Origin of the sequence: Rhodococcus sp. (in: high G+C Gram-positive bacteria), assembly GCF_049591685.1 — a bacterium.
Taxonomy (GTDB): domain Bacteria; phylum Actinomycetota; class Actinomycetes; order Mycobacteriales; family Mycobacteriaceae; genus Rhodococcoides.
Genome location: NZ_JBAWFH010000189.1, coordinates 1 through 12728, shown reverse-complemented (window position 1 = coordinate 12728; position 12728 = coordinate 1). Strand labels below are relative to the sequence as shown.

The following is a 12728-nucleotide window of genomic DNA, read 5'->3' as shown; positions in this document are numbered from 1 at the left end:
ATACTGCCTCCGTCGCCCAGACGGTAGATGAAGATCGAGGTGGCTGCCCGGGTGCCAGATCGGAAGTTCGGCGCCGTCGGGTGATGCCAGCGTGATCGCGGCGACGTCCTCGTCCGCCGCGACGACCTCGCGGCCGGTCACGACGAGCTGCATCGCGCGGTCCGGATTGTGCCCCGCGACGGTCTCGCGGTATTCGCGACGCTCGGCCGCACGGAGGTAATTCGACAGAATGGTGCCGATGACCAGCATGGTCCGATCGGTACGTGGTCTGCCCCGCAGGTCGGTGGGGAATTCGGCGAGTTTCATCGTGCCGCCGCCTGCGCCGCGGGCGAACTCGCGAGGTAGCGCACGGCCTGAGCCGTCGACCCCTCCTGGCTCGGGTGGTACGAACGCCGCAGATAGCGAGCCATGCGAATGGTGAGGTGCCGGAACTCCGGTAGCGTTCCGCGCTTCGCCGATGCACGCCAATCGGACAGATGCGGGCGTCGACGGTGCCGGGGAAGTTCGGCGAGAAGTGGGTCGTTGGCCATCAAGAAGCGAACGCCGCGCAGCCACATGAACACGAGCATCGGGGCGACGATGAACAACGTTCGCACTCTGCGGATCTCGCGTTTGTCGAAGTAGCGCATGGTGTCGTAGGCGACCGAACGGTGCTCGACCTCCTCGGCGCCGTGCCAGCGAAGCAGATCGAGCATGGTGGGATCGACGTCGGCGCGGTCGAGGCCGTCGGCGTTGAGCACCCAGTCACCGAGAAATGCCGTCGCATGCTCGATCGCGGCGATCAGTGCAAGCCGCTCGACGAGGTTGTTCTTGGAACGCATGCTGGTGACGGGGTGCGAGCCGAGAACCTTGCCGAAAGCCCAGTCCATCTGGTCGGTGAACGGCGTCGGGTCCAGGCCGCTCTCTTGCAGGTGCTTCAGCACGCCACTGTGCGCGCCTGCGTGAACGGCTTCCTGTCCGATGAAGCCGATGACGTCGTCGCGCAGCTTCTCGTCCTCGATGAATGGAAGTGCCTGCTTGAACGTCTCGACGAACCACTCCTCGCCGGCCGGTAGCAGCAGATGCAGAACATTCAACACGTGCGTACCGAAGGGATCGCCGGGAATCCAATGCATCGGCAGGCTGGACCAGTCGAATTCGACGTTCCGCGCTTGCAGCATGACCTCGTCGGGTTCCGAAGATGTGCTCACAACGGTGCCTCTTTCGTCGACTGTGTTCCATCCCACACTCCACACGTTACTATGAACACGGGTTACATGTAAAACGCTGGGTGTGCGGAGGAGCGAGCCACCTCCCGCAACGAACCGCGCACCTTGCAGCCAACCGCAGGCTTTGCAACCTGCGCCAACGACTGCAACCTGCGCGGAAGCAAACGGGCGGGCGGGGAGTGGTGTGCGGACGAGCGAACCACCTCCCGCGACGAACCGCGCACCTTGCAGCCAACCGCGCACTTTGCAACCTGCGCGAACGACTGCAACCTGCGCGAAAAGGCAACGGCCGGGCGGAGGACCGAACGCCTCGCAGCCTCCTGTCGGTGCAGAGTGCGAGAATCGGCGGGTGATGTCCAAGGACTGGCCTGCTACGGCACGGGCGATTGCCACTGCTACCGAGGATGCTGTTGCTGCAGCACGGGCGCACTCCGTCGAGGACTATCGATCGGCCGTGTCCGCTCTCGAGGCCGAGGATTCGTCGCAGGTCGGCCTGGTGCACGCGGAGATCATCAAGGCGCTCCTCGAAGAGCTCCATCCCGACGGCCTCACGGGTGAGAACGTCCAGGATGTGCTCACTCGCACCGTTCGCTCTTCGGAGTGGGCGGACGCAGTGGATGTCGACGGGTTCGTCGAGGTGTTGACGGGTGCTCTCGGGGTCGCCGACACGGAATCGCCGCGTCCGCGTCCACGCGTGGGTCACTCGGTGCTCGTCATCGCAGACCTGATGGCGGCGAGGCGAGCGCAGGACGAGACGGTGACGCCGCAGTTGTTCGTTCGGCGAGCGATTGCCGAGATCGAGCGAGCGCAGACCATCGAGATGCCCTAGCGGATTCTTGCGCTATCTAGCCTGCACACTAGATGGCGTAAGAACCCCGCAGAGTCAGCTGTGAAGCTTGTTTGCAGCTGTGATCAGCGCACGCACGGCCGAGTGTTCGCTGTCGCGATCGGTGGCCATCGCCCACTCCGCACGGCCGTCGAACTCGCACAGGATGAACGTTGCCGTGCCATCGCTGGCGCGTGCGCTCGGCTGCTGGTGAAAAGACAGGATTTCGAGGCGGTAGCTCGACGCGTGCAGCATCGTGGTCAACGCATCCATCGGTCCGTAGGCGGTCGCGGAGGCCGTGACGATCGAATCGCCGATTCCGAAGGTGGCGTCGTAGACGAATCGGCCGGCCTGCGCGCGTGACGCAGTCCAGCTGCCCAGCCGGATAGGTCCGGTGCTCGTACCGAAACGCTGGATGATCGACGACCAGTTCATACCGGCTGCCGCGGCGCGTAGACCACTGGGCAGCGAGAAGGTGTCGGGAGATGCGGTGGGTGAGGTGAAAGCGTTCATCGGGTGGTCTTTCTTCTATTACGAAGGAAGGACCGAGATAGCACGACGACCCGCAGCGGGGGTCGGTCCGAATCAGACCCCGCTACGGCGGCGTACTACGAGAAGGCGCTTCACGCTTGCCAATGTAGCCGCCTGTTGCGAACGACCGCAACCATCGGTCGGTATTCGGCTTTCTACCGTGAATGGTAGAGGGAGCAATACTGCGGCACACGCTCGCTAAGTCTTCATAGGCATCTCTAGGACACGCACTAGATGTCCTCATAAAGACCTATCGCTGTTGTAACTTTGGCCTCATGGACCCCGTGCGTAACCCTTACGCTCCCGGCGCAGGTCAGCGCCCGCCCGAGCTCGCCGGACGCAAGAAACAACTCGATGCCTTCGACGTCGTCCTCGAACGAATCACCCGAGGTCGACCCGAACGCAGTGTCGTCCTGACGGGACTGCGCGGGGTCGGGAAAACGGTGCTGCTGAACCACCTGCGGTCGGCCGCTGTCGCCCGGGGGTGGGGTACCGGCAAGATCGAGGCGCGGCCGGATCAAGAGCTGCGCCGTCCGTTGTCGTCGGCGTTGCACATGGCGGTCCGCGGTATCGCTGCTGCCCATCGCGACCCGGAACGCGTCGACGAATTTCTCGGTGTCCTCAAGGCATTCGCGCTCCGAGCGTCTGCCGACAAAGGAATGCGTGAACGGTGGCAACCGGGCATCGACGTGCCGGCTCGAACCGGCCGTGCGGACTCGGGCGACATCGAGATCGACCTCGTCGAACTGCTGCTCGACGCTTCTGCGCTTGCGGCAGATGTCGGTGTCGGCATCGCCATCTTCATCGACGAGATGCAGGACCTCGGGCCTGCGGACATCTCCGCGCTCTGCGCCGCATGTCACGAATTGAGCCAGGACGCAGCACCACTCATCATCGTCGGTGCGGGCCTGCCGCATCTCCCTGCCGTGCTGTCGGCGTCGAAGAGCTATTCCGAGCGATTGTTCAGCTACCACCGCATCGGCCGGTTGGAACGAACCGCAGCCGATCTGGCGCTGATCGCGCCGGCCGACCGCGAGGACGTCGAATACACCACCGAAGCCCTCGACGCGCTGTACGAAGCGGCGGACGGCTATCCGTATTTCGTTCAGGCATACGGCAAGGCGACCTGGGATCTCGCGGCGGAATCACCGATCACCGCCGAAGACGTCCGCGTCGCCGCGCCCACGGCGGAGGAAGAGTTGGCCGTCGGATTCTTCGGATCCCGGTACGAGCGGGCAACGCCGGCCGAGCGGGAGTACATGCGCGCGATGGCGGATTTGTCCGGAGACGAGGCGTCGGTGCCCACCTCGGCGGTCGCCACCGAGTTGAAACGCAAGCCGGCTTCGCTGTCGCCCGCACGCGACGGGTTGATCAAGAAAGGCCTCATCTATTCGGCCGAGCGTGGGACCATCGCGTTCACGGTTCCGCACTTCGGGCGATACCTCCGAGCGCAAACGGACGACTGACCTTTCCTACCGATCCCCAGGGAGCTGCACGATGATTCGTACCGAGTCGACCTTCACGGGAGTCCGCGGGACGCCGATCGTCTACGACACGTGGACTCCGGAAGGCGACGTTGCCGGCATTCTTGTGCTCTCGCACGGTCTCGGTGAGCATGCCCGTCGGTACGACCACGTCGTTGCCCGGCTCGGCGACCTCGGTCTTGCTGTCTTTGCGCCGGATCATCGTGGGCACGGTCGTTCGGGCGGCGCCCGACTGGGTTTGAAGCGGTGGGCCGACTACACCGACGACCTGCACACGCTGTTCGGTATTGCGCGAGTGGCGCACCCTGGTACTCGAAGTTTCTTGCTCGGTCACAGTATGGGCGGCGCGATCGCGTTGTCGTACGCACTCGATCACCAGGATCGACTGGATGCGCTGATGCTGTCGGGACCTGCAGTGGTGCTGGGGGATTCGACGCCGAAGGCCCTGGTTCCGATCGGGAAGCTGCTCGGGAAGTTCGCGCCGAGAGTGCCGGTTCAGCAGCTCGATTCGAACGCGGTGTCGCGCGACCGCGCCGTCGTCGCGGCTTACGACGCCGACCCGCTCGTTCACCACGGCAAGGTTCCGGCCGGGTTGGCGAGCCAACTGGTCGGCGCGATGCAATCTTTACCAGCCCGACTGTCGACGCTCACGTTGCCCGTACTGCTACAGCACGGCAGCGAGGACGCTCTCGCCGACGTGTCGGGGAGTCGCATGATCGCCGAGCGCGCTGGGTCCGACGACCTCACCATCGAGGTGTACGACGGGCTCTATCACGAGATCTTCAACGAGCCCGAGCAAGATCGGGTACTGGGCGATCTGATTGCCTGGCTGTCTCCGCGCGTCAGTCGAGACTGAACAGTGCTGCGCCGTTGTCGTGCACTACTGCCCTGACCCAATCGTCCCCGAGGTCGAGGCGCACAACCGACTGCAGCGCATGAAGATACGAGTACGGGATGTTGGGAAAGTCGCTGCCGAACAGGATCTTCGGCTGTAGGTCTCGAAGTCGCAGAAGTAGGTCGACGGGGAACGGCCACGACTCCTCGGAGAAGTCGGTGAAGGACATCGTCGTGTCGAGTCGTACGTTGGTGTGCTTCTCGGCGAGCTCCAGGAATGCGGTGTACTCGGGCATGCCCATGTGGGCGATGATCAGCGGGAGTCGAGGGAATCGCGTCAGCAGTCGAGCGATCGGTTCCGGTCCGGTGTGGCGGCCCGGGGCCGGTCCTGATCCGCAATGGATGACGACGGGTATCGAGGCATCCTCGATGGCACCCCACACCGGGTTCAGCAGCGGGTCTTCGGGTGCGTAGTCACCAACTTGGATGTGTGACTTGAACACTCGCGCACCGTCGGAGATGGCGTCGGCGACGTACCGTCCGGCCGACTCCTCGGGGTAGAACGTCGCGGTGTGAAGGCAGTGGGGAGTTCGTCGAGCGAAGTCCGCGCCCCAAGAATTCAGCCAGGCCGCCATGTCCGGCTTGTGGGGATAAATCATCGAGGTGAAGCCGCGAACACCGAACTCGCGCAGTATGTTCAGGCGACCATCCTCGTCGTCTCGGTAGGAGATCGGCCACGGCCTGCCCAGTAGTGGGCCTGCCGAGTCGAAGTACGCCCACACCTTGTCCATCACGGGCTTGGGCATGAAATGTGTGTGCACGTCGAACAACCCGGGGAGTCCGAGCTCCGCCCACAGACCCCGTACTGCAGATATTTCAGTGTGCGACATGATCGCCGAACCAGTCGAGGGTTTTCGACCATGCGTCGGCGGCGGCGTCGGCGTTGTACACGGCGGGTCGGTCGTTGCAATGAAAGCCATGTTGCCCATCGGCATACCGGACGATGTCGGTCGACACGGGAGCAGCCGCGACCGCCAGACGGAGGTCCTCGACGTCAGTGGTGGGAATGCCCTTGTCCAGATCGCCGAAGAACCCGCGCCACGGCGTTTGCAGGGCGTCGGCGACGGACAACATGGTCGGATATCCGAAGCGCTCCTTGGCCACTCCGCCGCCGTAGAAGGTAGCGGCCGCACCGAGCGGACGCCGCACGGCAGTGTGGAAGGCGACCGAACCACCCATGCAGAACCCGACGATTGCGCACTGCGTCGGCTCGAATCCCCTCGCGGCCAGTTCCCCGAACGCGGCATCGACGTCGGCATCGATCTCGCCGGCATCCAAGGCCCCGATGGCAGCCATCGCGGATTCCATGTCGGTGTAGTCGTGTACCTGTGTGTCTTGGCGGTGAAACAGATGCGGGGCGACGGCAACCCAGCCGGCGTCGGCGAACCGTCGGCAAACGTCCACGATGTGGTCGGTGACGCCGAACGCCTCTTGAACGACGACAACCCCGCCGCGGGCGGTCCCGGACGGAGCGAGAGTGGTGAGGGGGGTGGTCATCGACCCATTGCAACACAGCCGGGTCGGCGCCGATGCTGTGGGTTTTGTACCGTGGGTCACACAGTCCCCATTACCGGCACTTCTTCGGGGCACAGCGAGAGGACAGTACATGCGCGCGGTACACATCACGAGTCTCGACGGGCCCGATTCGGTGGAGGTCGTCGAGGTCGGCGAGCCTGTCGTTCGCGAGGACGCGGTGGTCATCGACGTCCACGCTGCGGGCGTTGCGTTCCCAGACGCACTTCTGACTCGCGGGCTGTATCAGTACAAGCCCGAGCTTCCGTTCGTTCCAGGCAGCGAGATCGCCGGCATCGTGCGTTCCGCGCCGCAGGGGTCGGGCTTCGCGGCGGGCGATCGCGTCGCTGCACTGACCGGGCTGTCCGACGGTATGGCGGAGGTAGCTGTGGTGTCGCCCGACACCGTGTTTCCGTTGCCCGACGCGGTGTCGCTCACAGCCGGTGCCGGATTGCTCTTCAACGACCTGACGGTGCATTTCGCATTGCGTGAACGAGGTCGCCTCGCTCGGGGCGAATCGGTGCTGGTGCACGGCGCTGCCGGCGGCATCGGAACTTCGGCCCTTCGGATGGCGCCGGTGCTGGGTGCGTCGCGCGTTATCGCCGTGGTCAGTACCGAGGAGAAGGGCAAGATCGCGAAAGCGGCAGGAGCAACCGATGTGGTGTTGGTGGATGGCTGGAAAGATGCCGTCAAGGAGCTCACCGGCGGCAAGGGCGTCGATGTCATCGTCGATCCGGTGGGCGGCGATCGGTTCACCGACAGCATCCGAAGCCTCGCCCCGTCGGGGCGAATTCTGGTTCTCGGCTTCACCGGCGGTGAGATCCCGACCGTCAAGGTCAACCGACTGTTGTTGAACAACGTCGATGTGGTCGGTGTCGGCTGGGGCGCGTGGTGGATGACGCGTCCGGGTTATCTTGCGACGCAGTGGGCAGACCTGCAGCCCCTGCTGGCATCGGGAGAATTGACTGCACCGGAGCCGTCGGTATATCCGCTCGAGCGTGCGGGCGACGCTATCGCCTCCCTCGAAAATCGCACTGCGGCGGGCAAAGTCGTTCTGCAACTGGTTGCGGGCGAGTGATGTCCGACATTCGCTACTACTTCGACCCGGTGTGCCCCTTCGCGTGGATGACGAGCAAGTGGGTTCGCAAGGTCCAGGCGCAACGGGACTACGAGGTGGAGTGGCGGTTCATCTCGCTTCGACTTCTGAACTCGCACATCGACTATGCCTCGCACTTCCCGCCCGAATACGAGGCAGGGCACACCGCCGGCCTTCGGCTGCTGCGTGCCGCCGCGAGCATCCGACGGGAGCACGGGTCGGAGGCCATCGGCCCGCTCTACGCTGCCTTGGGAGCACGCATCTTCGACTCCGAACCCGTGCCCGACGATGCCCGCAGCCACGGGTTCCGCGGTACCGCCGAGTTCTTCACCCCCGTGCTCGCGGAGCTCGGCTTGCCCGCCCATCACACGGGCGCGCTCGACGACGAAACCATCGACGAGGAAATTCGCGCCGAGACCGACGAGGCGTTGGCCCTGACCGGCAAAGACGTCGGAACGCCGATCATTCACTTCGAGCCGCCGGAGGGCGTCGCCTTCTTCGGACCGGTCATCAGCAGACTCCCCAGCGACGAGGATGCAGCCCAGCTGTGGGACCACGTCGTCGGCCTCGCGCGCTTTCCCGGCTTCGCCGAACTCAAGCGCAGCATGCGTGAACTCCCACAGCTCCGCGCGCTGGGTGTCTCCGAAGACGAGGCCGGGGTTCAACAGGACTGGCACGGGGGTAGTCGGCGTCAGAAGAAGTGACGTCGGTCTGCCTCCGGCCGGTTCGTCAGTCCGGTAGCTCGACCCCGCGGGCGAGGGACAGCGCGGCGACCTCCGCGGGAAAGACGTTCTTGAACACGAACGGGTCGGTGCCCAGTGCCCAATCGGGTGCGAGCTCGATGGCATAGCGCTCGAAATAGCCGAGCTGTTTGCCGACGAGAATCAGCTCTTCGGGGCTCGATGTGCGGTACTGCTTGCCCATCCCGACGAGGGCTTTGATGAAGTCGGTCAAACTGAAGTGCGCCAACGTGTCCGAGAGCATCGGCGCGAACACGGCCTGCAGGATCATTCCTACCTCGGCATCCGAGCCGACCTCTTCGGAGATGATGCCGAGGCGTTTCACACTTCCCGCGAGTCGCGTGAAATCACCGTCGATCACGGTGGCGTGGAACAGGTCTTGCAACAGTGACCGCCACTTGTCGTCGAGTTCGCCCATCACACCGAAGTCGAGGAACGCTACCCTGCCGTCGTCGAGGACCCAGACGTTGCCCGCATGAACGTCCCCGTGGAAGAGGCCGTGCAGCACAAGGGCTTCCATCCAGACTTTGGCGGCGCGGCGGACCACCAGCTCCGACGTCGCTCCCGGCGTGCACTGATCGAGCGGCGAACCGCGCATTCGTTCCATGCAGATGACGCGGTTGCCGCAGTACTCCTCGATCACCTCGGGCGCGGTGACGTACTCGTTGTCGCCGAATGCCCGGATCGCTGCCCTGAACTGCGCTTGCCGACGGGCCTCGACGACGCTGTCGAGCTCGGCGAACGTCGCTGCATGCAGGTCGACGATGATCGCGGATGCGTTGGCAGTTTTGAAGAATCCGATGTACTTCTCGAGGCCGCGCGCGAACAGATACGCGATACGCAGGTCGATCTTCATGCGGTGGTAGATTCCCCGGCGCTGCACCTTCATGACGGCCTCGCGCCCGTCTGCGAGCACACACAGGTGGACCTGGGCGACGGATGCCGACGACAGCGGCTCGTCGTCGAAGCGGGTGAACAGTTCCTCGGTGGGTCGGCCGAGGTCGGCCTCGATGATCGCCCGTGCCTGCGAACCCGGGAACGGCGGTACCTCGTCGAGACAGCGAAGGCAGGTGTCTGCCAACACCTTCGGGAACACGCCGGGAGACGAACCCATCAACTGCCCGACCTTGACGAACGTGGGCCCGAGTACGAAGAACGCGTCGACGACGCCCTCCGACGCGTGCAGCGCCCAACCGCGCGATGGCCGCCGGATCCATTTGCCCACAGCGATGATTTGATAAAGCACCAGCGCTGCGCCGATGACGATCATGCGAGTGAACTCGCGGAAACCGAAGGTGCGCAGGGAGGGGGCGGGCGTTGTGGTCATCGCGCCACCTCCAGATCTGTACACAGCGCTTCGGTGTGCAGGGCGGCTGCTTCGAGGCGGGCCAGTAGGCGTTCGAACCGACCACCGTCGTCGGATGCCCGCGCGAGGACGAGAGCGCCCTGGATTCCGGCGACGATCTCCTCGGCCAGTCCGCGCGAATCGTCACCGTGGCCGAGCTGCCGAAGAACGGGTGTGAGGGCGTCGATCCAGTCTGAGAAGTATTTGGCCACCCGATTGCCGAACAGCGCGCGTTCCATTCCGAGCGCGAACGCACCGAACAGGCACACCCGCCGACCCGACTGGAAGTACTTCAGCGTGGACGCGAACATGTTGCGCGAACGCGTTCTGGCATCGGTTGCGGTGTGCAACGGAGCGAACACGTTGACCTGAAACCACATGTCGACGTCGTCGAGAACGGCCTCGGCCATCTCGGTCTTGCCGCGGGGAAAGAAGTGATAGAGGCTGCCCTTGCCGAGGCCGGTCCGGCGGCTGATGACCGACAGTGACGACCCGTTCCAGCCGTGTTCGCCGAACACACCGGCCAGCACCGGGACCACGTCGCGACGGTCCGCGTGCGTGCGAGTTGCGGGTACTCGTGCCACAGTTGCTCCTCGAGGGGGAGTTCCACACGGCGCTGTGCGGAACGGCTCCGACTGTACCCATCGGTACAACCCAGTTTCGCCGACCCCGTCAGGAGCGGAATGAACCTCGACGTCCGCGCACGGCTATCGGGCTGCCTGTTCGGCTTCGCCGCCGTGCAATACCTCGTGGCGGAGGCCGCGACCGCATTCGGATTCGACGGCTACCGCTACGTGCGCGACACCGTCAGCGAGCTCGGCGTACCTGCCAGTTCACCCGGACACCTGGTGATGAACGGGGCGTTCTGCGTCTCGGCGGTCACCGTACTGGTCGCGGGCAAGCTGACGGCGCGCCTGCTGAGCCGGCGCCGGGCCAAGGTCTACCTCGGTGCCGTCGTGGCCTACTCGGTCGGGAGCGTCCTCGTGGCGTCGGTGCACGCAGGCGACGGGAGCGCTCACGTGCTCGGCGCGATCCTTGCGATCGGGGCCGGAAACGTCATCGCAGTCACCGTCGGCACGGGCGTCCCGACGTGTCCTCGGTGGTACTCCGCGAGCAGCGTCGCACTCGGCGCGGCCGGCTTCGCGGCGTCGATCCTCCTCGTGGCGGGCATCGGGCCGGTGGGAGCCGTCGAGCGGGCGTCGATCTACACCTTCACCGCGTGGGAACTTGTCACCGCGGCTGCCCTGTTCCGTTCTGCCGTCAGCAGAAACCACGCCGAACTCCGATCCTGACGCCGCGGTGCCTTCTACGCTGACCTGAGCCGTCACGAGAGGGAGCGTCATGACAGAGCAACGAGATGCCACCGTCCTGCCGTTGAATCCTCGGCGGGACGCTCGCGCGGAGGAGCCACTGGTGCGGGACGGTCTCGGTCGTGTTCTGCGCCGGTTGCGCCAGCAACAGCAGCGAACTCTCGACGATGTGGCCACGCGGGCGCGGGTGTCCATGCCGTATCTGTCGGAAATCGAACGCGGCCGCAAAGAAGCGTCGTCCGAGGTGGTGTCCGCGCTGTGCGGTGCGCTCGGCATCGCCCCGTCCCGATTGTTGTTCCTCACCGGGCGCGAACTCGCCGGAGCGCCTGCACTCCGCCCGGTCGCACCCGGACCCCACTCGGCGACCTTGATGGCCGCTTGATCGTCAGCTGGAGCAGAACCGCTTCGACCAGGCGATTGGGACTCAGGGGCCGGAGCATGTACGGTTGGGAAACACAACGACGCGGGGTGGAGCAGCTCGGTAGCTCGCTGGGCTCATAACCCAGAGGTCGCAGGTTCAAATCCTGTCCCCGCTACCACCGAAAAAGACCGGCACTCACCAGTGCCGGTCTTTTTTGTGTGCGCTGGAGCGCGGCTACTGCATCAGTCTGAAGCGGACGATGTCGCTGACGTTCTCGATTGCGTCGTTCAGTGCTTCCAGGCGCGCGGTCGCGCCCGGGGCCTCCAGGACGTCCTGACGGTCTGCTTGCCCCATCGGAATCTGTGCGGCGAGGGTGAACAGTCGCTCGCCCGGCCCGGCGGGCAGATCGGAGAACGTCGGTGCGTCCGGTGGCGATGCGTCCGTGGCTGCGGCGAGACTGCCGATCAACCCGTACAGCTCGGTGATCCTTGTTGAGAGGGCGCCGAACTCGGACTCCGGCGGGGCGGCGTCGTCGTCGACGTCGGGCCACATGCGGACATCGGCGCGGGGGTAGGGATCGTCCTCGAGCCAGGCATCGACTCTGATGCGTTCGCCACCAACGCATTCGACGAGGTGACGACCGTCGCCCAGGTCGCGGTGCGCGACGATGTGGGCCAGAGTCGCAACGTCGTGGCGCACGTCACCGCCGCCCGCCTCGTGACCTCGCGCGATCAGCACGACGCCGAAGCTCGGATCCTCCGTTGCCATGGCGTCGCTGAGGAGTTGCTGATACCTGGGCTCGAAGATGTGCAGGGGAAGCGACTCTCCCGGCAGGAGAACGCTGCCGAGCGGAAACATCGGTACGACGGCCACGGTTACTCCGACGCTGTGACCCGCGCCGTGTTCTGGACGGGTGTGTCGGACAGAAGGAACTCGTCCAGGATGCGGAAGAAAAGGTCGGGTTCGTCCAATTGTGGGAAATGACCGGCGCTGGAAAAGATTTCGACGCGCGAATTGGGTACTTCGCGACGGATGTTGTCGGCGTGCGACGAGGGAATCATGCGATCCTTACCGCCCCACACCAACAGTGAGGGCATGGATTCGAACTTCTCGAAATGCTGCTTGGCGCTGACGGTTTGGCCTCGCGGGCCTACCACCGCGCGGGTCGACGCGAGGAACGCCTCGCGGGATCCCTTGTCGGCGACCGTCCTGAACGAACGCCATGTCTCGGTCATGCTCTTGCCCGGGCGGACGGGAAATCCCCACCTACCGAGCTGGCCCACGAGACTCTCAGTGTTCCTGCGCACGAAGTCGGAGGCGAGCACGGGGAGTACGAGTTCGCTGCCGGGCAACGTCGCCGCCTTGAGTAAGAGGCTGACCTCCGGCCCGAGTCCACCACTGCTCACCAGGGCGAGCCGTTC

The 12728-nt window shown here is 64.9% G+C and carries 15 protein-coding genes, 1 tRNA gene and 1 pseudogene; 8 read left to right on the top strand and 9 right to left on the bottom strand.

The genetic code is table 11. From position 1 onward, the window contains the following. Together WBQ44_RS08130 and WBQ44_RS08125 are read right to left on the bottom strand one after the other, a co-directional pair. Positions 1-306 (bottom strand): annotated as a pseudogene (locus WBQ44_RS08130) (PDR/VanB family oxidoreductase); the annotation flags it as partial. Next, positions 303-1160 carry a metal-dependent hydrolase gene (locus tag WBQ44_RS08125; protein ID WP_495566200.1) on the bottom strand — a complete coding sequence of 286 codons (858 nt, stop codon included), beginning with the start codon at positions 1158-1160 and terminating at the stop codon, positions 303-305. The gene WBQ44_RS08125 and the pseudogene WBQ44_RS08130, both read right to left, overlap by 4 nt. Positions 1161-1557: 397 nt before the next feature. Here WBQ44_RS08125 and WBQ44_RS08120 point away from each other — a divergent pair, with 397 nt between their 5' ends. Beyond that, positions 1558-2037, top strand: coding sequence for a hypothetical protein (locus tag WBQ44_RS08120; protein ID WP_495566198.1), 480 nt, complete (start codon positions 1558-1560; stop codon positions 2035-2037). Between the two features lie 54 nt (positions 2038-2091). Here WBQ44_RS08120 and WBQ44_RS08115 read toward each other — a convergent pair whose 3' ends face one another. Next, the gene (locus WBQ44_RS08115) at positions 2092-2547 is read right to left on the bottom strand and encodes a 2-isopropylmalate synthase (protein ID WP_495566197.1); all 456 of its coding nucleotides are present in this window, start codon (positions 2545-2547) and stop codon (positions 2092-2094) included. Positions 2548-2840: 293 nt separating this feature from the next. Here WBQ44_RS08115 and WBQ44_RS08110 point away from each other — a divergent pair, with 293 nt between their 5' ends. Both WBQ44_RS08110 and WBQ44_RS08105 read left to right on the top strand, forming a co-directional pair. Further along, entirely contained in the window at positions 2841-4031 is a 1191-nt protein-coding gene (locus tag WBQ44_RS08110) for an ATP-binding protein (protein WP_495566196.1), read from the top strand. A gap of 31 nt (positions 4032-4062) precedes the next feature. Next, entirely contained in the window at positions 4063-4905 is an 843-nt protein-coding gene (locus WBQ44_RS08105; RefSeq protein ID WP_495566195.1) for an alpha/beta hydrolase, read from the top strand. On the opposite strand, the gene WBQ44_RS08100 is transcribed toward WBQ44_RS08105, so the two are convergent. Both WBQ44_RS08100 and WBQ44_RS08095 read right to left on the bottom strand, forming a co-directional pair. Further along, positions 4892-5773, bottom strand: a complete 882-nt coding sequence (locus WBQ44_RS08100; protein WP_495566194.1) for an amidohydrolase family protein — start codon at positions 5771-5773, stop codon at positions 4892-4894. The two genes, WBQ44_RS08105 and WBQ44_RS08100, sit on opposite strands and share 14 nt — an antisense overlap. Then, positions 5760-6440 (bottom strand): dienelactone hydrolase family protein, encoded by a 681-nt coding sequence (locus tag WBQ44_RS08095; protein ID WP_495566193.1) that lies wholly within the window; start codon positions 6438-6440, stop codon positions 5760-5762. The genes WBQ44_RS08100 and WBQ44_RS08095 overlap by 14 nt, the downstream gene beginning before the upstream one ends. A gap of 109 nt (positions 6441-6549) precedes the next feature. Between WBQ44_RS08095 and WBQ44_RS08090 the strand changes: the two genes are divergently transcribed. Further along, complete coding sequence (locus WBQ44_RS08090; RefSeq protein WP_495566192.1) at positions 6550-7533, top strand: NADPH:quinone oxidoreductase family protein; 984 nt, start codon at positions 6550-6552, stop codon at positions 7531-7533. Next, positions 7533-8255 (top strand): mycothiol-dependent nitroreductase Rv2466c family protein, encoded by a 723-nt coding sequence (locus WBQ44_RS08085; protein ID WP_495566191.1) that lies wholly within the window; start codon positions 7533-7535, stop codon positions 8253-8255. The genes WBQ44_RS08090 and WBQ44_RS08085 overlap by 1 nt, the downstream gene beginning before the upstream one ends. 25 nt (positions 8256-8280) lie before the next feature. On the opposite strand, the gene WBQ44_RS08080 is transcribed toward WBQ44_RS08085, so the two are convergent. Further along, positions 8281-9618, bottom strand: coding sequence for an ABC1 kinase family protein (locus tag WBQ44_RS08080; RefSeq protein ID WP_495566190.1), 1338 nt, complete (start codon positions 9616-9618; stop codon positions 8281-8283). Further along, on the bottom strand, positions 9615-10175 hold the full coding sequence (locus WBQ44_RS08075; RefSeq protein ID WP_495566199.1) for a TetR/AcrR family transcriptional regulator: 561 nt from the start codon (positions 10173-10175) through the stop codon (positions 9615-9617). Before WBQ44_RS08075 ends, WBQ44_RS08080 begins: the two co-directional genes overlap by 4 nt. Before the next feature lie 144 nt (positions 10176-10319). On the opposite strand from WBQ44_RS08075, the gene WBQ44_RS08070 reads away from it, so the two are divergent. From WBQ44_RS08070 to WBQ44_RS08060, 3 genes are all read left to right on the top strand, one after another. Next, positions 10320-10928 (top strand): DUF998 domain-containing protein, encoded by a 609-nt coding sequence (locus tag WBQ44_RS08070; protein WP_495566189.1) that lies wholly within the window; start codon positions 10320-10322, stop codon positions 10926-10928. A gap of 49 nt (positions 10929-10977) precedes the next feature. After that, positions 10978-11328 (top strand): helix-turn-helix domain-containing protein, encoded by a 351-nt coding sequence (locus WBQ44_RS08065; RefSeq protein ID WP_495566188.1) that lies wholly within the window; start codon positions 10978-10980, stop codon positions 11326-11328. Between the two features lie 80 nt (positions 11329-11408). Next, positions 11409-11485, top strand: a tRNA-Met gene (locus WBQ44_RS08060). 56 nt (positions 11486-11541) lie between these two features. On the opposite strand, the gene WBQ44_RS08055 is transcribed toward WBQ44_RS08060, so the two are convergent. Next, a complete protein-coding gene (locus tag WBQ44_RS08055) occupies positions 11542-12180 on the bottom strand; it encodes an LON peptidase substrate-binding domain-containing protein (protein ID WP_495566187.1) in 639 nt (212 codons plus the stop codon). 2 nt (positions 12181-12182) lie between these two features. Further along, positions 12183-12728: alpha/beta hydrolase (locus WBQ44_RS08050; protein WP_495566186.1), on the bottom strand; the 546-nt coding region annotated here is incomplete at its 5' end.

Bases quoted from the DNA above. Each gene is read 5' to 3' on its own strand.
- WBQ44_RS08125 (WP_495566200.1), bottom strand. From the start codon at position 1,160: ATGCTGCAAGCGCGGAACGTCGAATTCGACTGGTCCAGCCTGCCGATG.
- WBQ44_RS08115 (WP_495566197.1), bottom strand. From the start codon at position 2,547: ATGAACGCTTTCACCTCACCCACCGCATCTCCCGACACCTTCTCGCTG.
- WBQ44_RS08110 (WP_495566196.1), top strand. From the start codon at position 2,841: ATGGACCCCGTGCGTAACCCTTACGCTCCCGGCGCAGGTCAGCGCCCG.
- WBQ44_RS08105 (WP_495566195.1), top strand. From the start codon at position 4,063: ATGATTCGTACCGAGTCGACCTTCACGGGAGTCCGCGGGACGCCGATC.
- WBQ44_RS08100 (WP_495566194.1), bottom strand. From the start codon at position 5,773: ATGTCGCACACTGAAATATCTGCAGTACGGGGTCTGTGGGCGGAGCTC.
- WBQ44_RS08095 (WP_495566193.1), bottom strand. From the start codon at position 6,440: ATGACCACCCCCCTCACCACTCTCGCTCCGTCCGGGACCGCCCGCGGC.
- WBQ44_RS08090 (WP_495566192.1), top strand. From the start codon at position 6,550: ATGCGCGCGGTACACATCACGAGTCTCGACGGGCCCGATTCGGTGGAG.
- WBQ44_RS08085 (WP_495566191.1), top strand. From the start codon at position 7,533: ATGTCCGACATTCGCTACTACTTCGACCCGGTGTGCCCCTTCGCGTGG.
- WBQ44_RS08080 (WP_495566190.1), bottom strand. From the start codon at position 9,618: ATGACCACAACGCCCGCCCCCTCCCTGCGCACCTTCGGTTTCCGCGAG.
- WBQ44_RS08070 (WP_495566189.1), top strand. From the start codon at position 10,320: ATGAACCTCGACGTCCGCGCACGGCTATCGGGCTGCCTGTTCGGCTTC.
- WBQ44_RS08065 (WP_495566188.1), top strand. From the start codon at position 10,978: ATGACAGAGCAACGAGATGCCACCGTCCTGCCGTTGAATCCTCGGCGG.